The organism is Streptomyces sp. NPDC005799, assembly GCF_040630525.1.
Classification (GTDB): domain Bacteria; phylum Actinomycetota; class Actinomycetes; order Streptomycetales; family Streptomycetaceae; genus Streptomyces; species Streptomyces griseorubiginosus_B.
On record NZ_JBEXXQ010000128.1, the window covers coordinates 1 to 6,548 of the forward strand.

The window sequence follows — 6,548 nt, forward strand, 5'->3', positions numbered from 1 at the left end:
TTTCGCGTCCAGGTGAGTCAGGCGACCCAAGAACCTCCCTCCGAGTTCATCCCGACTGCGTCGGGGATACAACGAAGCGCCTCACGGCGCACACCGTGCGTGCGGTTCTCCCGCACACGGCTCACCGACGCCGTTCACCGCCGGCATTCGGCCTGCCCCGCCAGTCCCGAAAGGGTCTGGGGGCGACGACGGTCCCGTGCAGGGCGACCAGCCCCAACGAGTCGGAGGCCGCGTAAGCGACCACCGACCAGCCGAACTTCCGGCTGCGCCGGTGCTTCTTGGCGATGAACCCGCCGATCCGCATCCGGGCGTACGAACTGATCTGGTCAAAGCGATGAGCCGAGTTCCCGAACCGGAAATACGCAGCCCACCCGCGCAGGAACGCGTTCACGTCCTCCACGATCACTTTGACTGGCCGCAGCATCCTGCGCCGCTCCGTAAGTTCACGGATCCGGTCACGGGCATGCTGCACTGCCCTGTCCGAGGGCCAGCGAGCGAGGAAGGCGATCGGATGCCGCCCGCCGCGAGGCCGGGACGTGACCCGTCGGTGGTGGAAGCCGAGGAAGTCCACTCCCCCGCCTCCGACCTGCAGGTGCACGATCCTCGTCTTGGCCGCCTTCGGCTCCAGGCCGAGTTCGGCCAGCAGGACCTTCAGCTGCCCAAGGGCGGCTTCGGCCTGCTCGCGGGTAGTGCACATCACCACGGCATCGTCGGCATAACGGACCAGGACCCCGTGACGGCGCGCGTCCCATGCCCGGTCCAGCCGGTGCAGATAGACGTTCGCCATCAACGGTGAAACCACACCGCCTTGAGGGGTGCCGGTCACCGGCCGACGGACCTGCCCGTCCTCCATCACCCCGGCCCGCAGCATCGCGCGCAGGAGTTTGAGGACGGACCGGTCGCAGATGCGTTCCTCGACCGCTTGCATCAACTTCTCATGGTCAATCGCCTCGAAACAGTTGGCGATGTCCGTCCACCACCCAGCGCCTGCCCCGCCATGCCTCATCGATCAAGACTTGGAGGGCATCGTGCGCCCCGCGCCTGGGCCTGAACCCGAACGAGCACGGGAGCATGTCGGCCTCGAAGACCGGCTCGAGCACGATCTTCAGCGCCGCCTGCACGATCCGATCACGGACGGAAGGAATCGACAGCGGTCTCTGCTCCACGGTCGGGCCGGGTTTCGGGATGAACACCCGGCGCGCGGGCAGCGGCCGCCAGCAGCCTTCCTTGAGTTCCACGGCCAATTCGTCAAGGAGCCGGTCGATGCCGTACTCCTCGACCTGAGCGAGAGTGGTGGCGTCAATGCCCGGAGCGCCATTGTTCCGGCGCACCGTTGCCCACGCGCGCCGCAGGACGTCCCTGCGGTGGACCTTGTCCCCCAGCGCGTGGAACCGCCGTCCGGGATCGGCCTTGGCCGACCGGTAGAGCGCATGCTGCAAGGCTCGGACCGGATCCAGCTTCAGGGATCCCGACGTGGCGGAACTAGGGCCTGTTCCAGGTTCGGATCACGTTGGGCGGAGGCTGCGGATCCAGATGACGGCACCGCGTAGGTGGAGTCCGGCGAGGTAGCTGGTGGCGGTCTTGTCGTAGCGGGTCGCCAGGCCCCGCCACTCTTTGATCTTGTTAATGCAGCGTTCAACGGTGTTGCGGTCCTTGTACAGGTCCGGATCGTGACCGACCGGGCGGCCGCCGCGAGAACCCCTCTTCTTGCGGTTGGCGGCCTGATCGGCCTTCTCCGGGATGACACCGCGGATACGGCGTCGTCTCAGGTAGGCGCGGTTGGCACGGGAGGAGTACGCCTTGTCCGCGGCGACGGCGCCGGGCCGGGTGCGCGGGCGGCCGACCGGGCCGCGCACTCTGATGCCCTCCAGTACCGGAATGAAGCGGGGGCTGTCGGCGGCCTGTCCTGGCGTGAGGACGAACGACAGCGGCCGGCACCGGCGCTCGGCTGCCAGGTGGGTCTTGGTGGTCAGCCCACCCCGGGAACGGCCCAGTTCAGCCGCACGGAGCCGGGCCCTGCGCCGCCGCCGTAAGCGCCGCCGCTCCTCACGCACCACGTCGTCTCCGTCCCCGTCCGGCGGAACTACCGGTGCGCTTTGACCCTTTCCAGAAGCCCCTTTTCCTCGGTGACGGCCTTCTCCAGCTCGTCCAGCAGCTCCGGGTCCACAGCCATCCCCGCCGCGTGATGATGAGCGCGCGCGACCGTGGAATCCACGCTGACCAGGTCGAGATCGACCTGCCCCCGGGCCGCCGCCTCGGCGATCATCCCCTCCATCAGCGTCCGGAAGGTCCCGGCCAGCGCCCAGCGCTGGAACGCGCCGTAGACGGTCGACCAGGAGCCATACTCCTGCGGCACGTCCCGCCAGGGGCACCCGGTCCTGAACCGCCACATCACTGCGCTGAACAGCTGGCGCAGGTCAGGGACCGGGCCGCGCTCACCCACCGGCAAGAACGGCTCCACCAACTCCCACTCGGCATCCGAGAGATCACCACGCGCCACCCTCGACAACTACCAGGCCCAGCCGCCCGCCACCGGCGAATCCCCGAAACCAATGATCCGAACCTGGAACAGGCCCTAGCCGATGTGGCACTCACCGAGCCCCTCCAGACAGACTGCGCATCGACGAAGCAGCGGCCCTTCCCTGGCCGGCGGTTGTGTTGTCCGCCGGCTCATCGCGGTACTACGGCCGCCTCCGACGCCCACCCGGCCCGCGTCCACTTCCCGGAGTGCACCCGGTTATAGGACGCGCAGCTTCCGGCGGCAGCTGTCCGCAGGCCGCCGGGCCAGGGAGGGCCTCCCCAGTTCCCGCTGTCACCGTCGCAACGTTCCATGCCCCATACGCCGGGGAGTCCTTCACGGCTGCATCCCAGGATCTTCGCCGCTTCCATCGCCTTCGCCCTGATTTCGGGGGCTCGGCACTCCCTGTCCCCGCCCCCGAGAGGCGGGCCTCTAACGACGCCGCAGGCTTCGCGTGATGCTACGGACCGCTGCTTTGCTCCCCCTTGAAGGGCTTTCGACACTGGGCTTCGACGCCAGGCGTTTCCCCCCGACACCGCCAGTCTGCTACCGGGCCTCCTGGCAGCTACCCGGACCGGACTTCCACCGGCAGGCGACAACGAGCTTACGACTCAAGATCAACTACATCTCAAAGACCTCCGAGTCTGCTGGGCGCGCGAAAGATCGAGGCTAAGCCATGCTCATTTCCTTCTTTAGGACATGAGAAAGGGGCTGACGTTGTAGGCCCATGGTGTGTCGAGGCATCCGGGTGATCAACTTCCCTACTGCTTGTTGCGGAGGTGTATACCTGGTGTCCAGCAGGCCGCTACTCTACTGGAATGCAGAGCGACACGCTTTACGCGGTCCTTGGGGCGGGATCGAGTGCGGTAGCAGCGGCAGCGACGTGGATCCTCGCCATGCGGAGCCGCCTAGCTGAACGTCAGGCAACAGCGGCAGTTCGTCGCGCTACCAAGGAACTACAAGGGATTCTTGCAGCCGAGGAAGTTTCCGAGGCGCAGAAGGCGAAAATTAGAGTTCTCCTTGCCGAGGCCGAACTGTGGCGCATTGGCGGCCAGAGCGAGCGCGCAAAAGAAGCCGAACGTGAAACTCAGCGGCTTCTCAAGAATCACGCCCGTCTCGCTGGAGATGAGGCGCCATGACAGAGGACGGAGCAGCCGCTGCAAATACCCCTGCACTCCCTGGGCCCGAGGCGGCTACGGCTCGTGCCATTGAAAGAGCCATTTCCTCGGGTGCCCCGGCTAAAACACTCGGAGGTGCCATTGCAACGGTCCTCGCTACTGGTGGCCAATTGCTTGGTGGCCCCTTCGGAGCTGTGATGACGCTGATATCCCCGACAGTCGCACTCCTCATCCCGCCGGCCGCCCAAGCTTGGTCTGACTCACAAGCAGAGCGCAAGGACGATAAAAGGTGGGAAAAGACCAAAAAGGACTTCCAAGACTTGATGGCTGACCCGTGGGTATCTCCGGAAGATAAGGATGGGTTAACTAAAGCTTGGGAGCAAGCCAAGGCGCATCGTGCCCAAAGGCTTCTCGAACGCGCTGAGCGCAAGTCCAAATCGCGTTGGTCAATGGATGAGTGAATTATTCCCTCGAGATCAGGAGCGGCTACCTATCGTCCTGGGCGCATCACACACTTCCGCACAGAAGTTCCGAAGGAAGGGCTTACTGCGCAATCAGGGTGTGTCAACCTCGATTTTTCCGAGGGTTACGGCGGTGTTGTGAACGGATGGATGCCTGATATGTCCCGTGCCGTGTCGGGACTGGCCGTCGCGTGACGCTGCGGGTGTGTCGGGTTCCACGGGCCCGAGGGTGGTTCGGTGCTCTCCTCTCGTGTGTCGTCGGGGCGGGGCCGGCCCGTCAGGTGTGGGCCGGAAGCTGGCTGGCCCGCTGCCAGGCCGTGGTGAATGCTGCTGCCCAGGGTCAGGTGCGGTCGAGGTGGGGGGTGCGCCTGCGTGCGTGGGCAGTGAGGCGGGCGGGCGGGTGGTAGAGCTTTATCCGGATCGTCTCCGGCTGTGCGGCTGCCAGGTCGGGTTCGTCGTGCAGGAGGAGGAGCCGGGTATAGGCGTCGAGGTCGGCGGTGATCGTGGCGGCCACTACCCAGGCGGCGTTCAGCTGCCAGGACTTCGAGGGCAGCAGCCCGAGCCCCACCCTGTTGATTGCTTTCACCCTGTCCTGCACCTCAGCGTGATCACGGTAGAGGGCATCGACGAACCACACCTGCCCGGAGGCGGGCACCCTGGAAAGCCCTTGGTGGGCGGGGATGTTCGTAGCCACGATTTGATAGCGCCAGCCGGTGTGTTTCTCGAAGGCCGTCAGCTTCTTCGCATCGCGCTGCGACGGTTTGACACGGCGCGCGATCAGCCGCATCCGGATCGGGACGCGCGCCGACAGCTTGCAGCACCTGTGGTGGGGCGTCGGCTAGGTCATGTCCCGCGGAGTGGTGTAGTCACGGCAGCTGTTTCGGTTCCGGTTGTGGGGTGATCTGCGGTTCGGGTTCGATTGGCTTGGTGGTGAAGAAGACCTGCCACTCGTCGTGGAGTTCGGCCAGCACCGCGGCGGCGAGCCGGTCAAGGGCGGCGGGGTTGGGAAAGACCTGGACGACGTCGGCCCGCCGTTTGATCTCCCGGTTCAGCCGCTCGAGCGGGTTGGTCGACCAGATCTTCTTCCAGTGGGCTGAGGGGAAGTCGGCGAACGCGGTGATGTCCGTCGCCGCATCCAGCAGCATCGTCTTGACCTGTGGGAATTGCCGTCCGAGCATGTCGGCGACCACGTTCAGCTGGGTGCGCACCTGCTCGCCGGTGGTCTGCGCGAAGATGGTGCGGATGGTGGCGGCGACCATCTCCCCGGAACCCCTCTCGATCACCGAAAAGACGTCCCGGACGAAGTGGACCCGGCAGCGTTGCCAGGCCGCGCCGAGGAAGACGGTGCGGATCGCGGCCACCAGACCGCTGTGGCTGTCGGAGACGACCAGCTGGACGTTCTCCAGGCCGCGGGCCCGTAAGGACCGCAGGAACTTCGTCCAGAACGACTTCGACTCGCTGTCGCCGACCTCCCCCACTCTCGGCTCCGCTCGAGCGGGGGGACCCCCATGCCCGAGGATCTCGCGGTGCCCGGTGGCGGAGACCCCGGTGGCGATGACCACGGCCTGGGAGACGATCCGGTGATTCACCCTCGCCTTGCAGTACGTCGCGTCCAGGAAGACGTAGGGGAAGACGGTGTGCTCCAGCGGCCGTTCCTTGAACGCGGTCAGTTCTTCGTCCGGCTCACCGCAGATGCGGGAGACCTCGGACTTGGAGATCCCGCTGTCCGCTCCGAGTGCTTTGACCAGGTCGTCGACCGATCGGGTCGAGACACCGTGCACGTATGCCTCCATCACCACGGCGAACAACGCCCGGTCGATCCGCCGCCGGCGTTCCAGCAGCGACGGGAAGAAGGACCCGCTGCGCACCTTCGGGATCTTCAGGTCCAGGTCGCCGGCCTGCGTGGTCAGCACCCTGTCCCGGTGTCCATTGCGCCACGTCGTGCGCGTCTCGGAGTGCTCGCGCGGCGCGGCACCGATCACCTCGGTGGCCTCGGCCTCGATCAGCTCCTGCAGGATGCGCTCGCACACCACCCTGATTGCCTCAACTCCATCGGCCCGACGTAGTGACTCAAGCAGCCGAAGTAAGGAACCTGTGCGGCAACTATTGTCCGTCTTGATGTTGGCGGGCTGTGTCGATGCGGGCCTGTAGCTGTGCGCGGGTGCGGGCCCTGGGGCCGTCGACCGGAGCGATGTAGATGTCGTGGAGGGCGAGGAGTTCGGCGGCTTGGCCGGCACACCTGTTCAGGTAAGTGCGATGGCAGTCGAGGATCTCAGTGATCAGCACGGTCGTGGCAACCCGGCGGGCCCGGAGCACCGCGGCCAGCACGCGGTGGTGGTACTCGAGTTGACCGATACCGCGAGCCGAGGGGCGCTGGCGGGGACGGCCGGTGCGACGGGTCAGGTCACGGTCGGCAAGCCTCTGCCAGTCGTCGGCGACCTGGTCGACCAG

The 6,548-nt window shown here is 66.2% G+C and carries 6 protein-coding genes and 2 pseudogenes; 2 read left to right on the top strand and 6 right to left on the bottom strand.

Translation table 11 applies throughout. The features are described 5' to 3' along the window. Window positions 1–121 precede the first annotated feature (121 nt). The 3 genes and pseudogenes from ABZ453_RS49850 to ABZ453_RS49860 form a co-directional block, all read right to left on the bottom strand. Window positions 122–928: a reverse transcriptase domain-containing protein gene (locus ABZ453_RS49850; RefSeq protein ID WP_359026537.1), complete on the bottom strand. Its 807-nt coding sequence runs from the start codon at window positions 926–928 to the stop codon at window positions 122–124. Window positions 929–941: 13 nt separating this feature from the next. Continuing rightward, the gene (locus ABZ453_RS49855; RefSeq protein ID WP_359026539.1) at window positions 942–1,439 is read right to left on the bottom strand and encodes a hypothetical protein; all 498 of its coding nucleotides are present in this window, start codon (window positions 1,437–1,439) and stop codon (window positions 942–944) included. A gap of 66 nt (window positions 1,440–1,505) precedes the next feature. Further along, window positions 1,506–2,500 (bottom strand): annotated as a pseudogene (locus ABZ453_RS49860) (IS5 family transposase). An 836-nt stretch (window positions 2,501–3,336) separates the two neighbouring features. On the opposite strand from ABZ453_RS49860, the gene ABZ453_RS49865 reads away from it, so the two are divergent. Beyond that, on the top strand, window positions 3,337–3,657 hold the full coding sequence (locus tag ABZ453_RS49865; protein ID WP_359026541.1) for a hypothetical protein: 321 nt from the start codon (window positions 3,337–3,339) through the stop codon (window positions 3,655–3,657). A 176-nt stretch (window positions 3,658–3,833) separates the two neighbouring features. After that, window positions 3,834–4,097, top strand: coding sequence for a hypothetical protein (locus ABZ453_RS49870; protein WP_359026543.1), 264 nt, complete (start codon window positions 3,834–3,836; stop codon window positions 4,095–4,097). Between the two features lie 340 nt (window positions 4,098–4,437). On the opposite strand, the gene ABZ453_RS49875 is transcribed toward ABZ453_RS49870, so the two are convergent. From ABZ453_RS49875 to ABZ453_RS49885, 3 genes and pseudogenes are all read right to left on the bottom strand, one after another. After that, entirely contained in the window at window positions 4,438–4,884 is a 447-nt protein-coding gene (locus ABZ453_RS49875) for a hypothetical protein (protein ID WP_359026545.1), read from the bottom strand. A 79-nt stretch (window positions 4,885–4,963) separates the two neighbouring features. Next, a complete protein-coding gene (locus ABZ453_RS49880) occupies window positions 4,964–6,217 on the bottom strand; it encodes an IS256 family transposase (RefSeq protein WP_359026547.1) in 1,254 nt (417 codons plus the stop codon). Further along, window positions 6,201–6,548: pseudogene (locus ABZ453_RS49885) on the bottom strand (hypothetical protein); the annotation flags it as partial. The pseudogene ABZ453_RS49885 and the gene ABZ453_RS49880, both read right to left, overlap by 17 nt.

What these genes read in the sequence shown, in the direction of transcription:
- ABZ453_RS49850 (WP_359026537.1), bottom strand. Translation starts at nt 928, where the DNA reads ATGCAAGCGGTCGAGGAACGCATCTGCGACCGGTCCGTCCTCAAACTC.
- ABZ453_RS49865 (WP_359026541.1), top strand. Translation starts at nt 3,337, where the DNA reads ATGCAGAGCGACACGCTTTACGCGGTCCTTGGGGCGGGATCGAGTGCG.
- ABZ453_RS49870 (WP_359026543.1), top strand. Translation starts at nt 3,834, where the DNA reads ATGACGCTGATATCCCCGACAGTCGCACTCCTCATCCCGCCGGCCGCC.
- ABZ453_RS49875 (WP_359026545.1), bottom strand. Translation starts at nt 4,884, where the DNA reads ATGCGGCTGATCGCGCGCCGTGTCAAACCGTCGCAGCGCGATGCGAAG.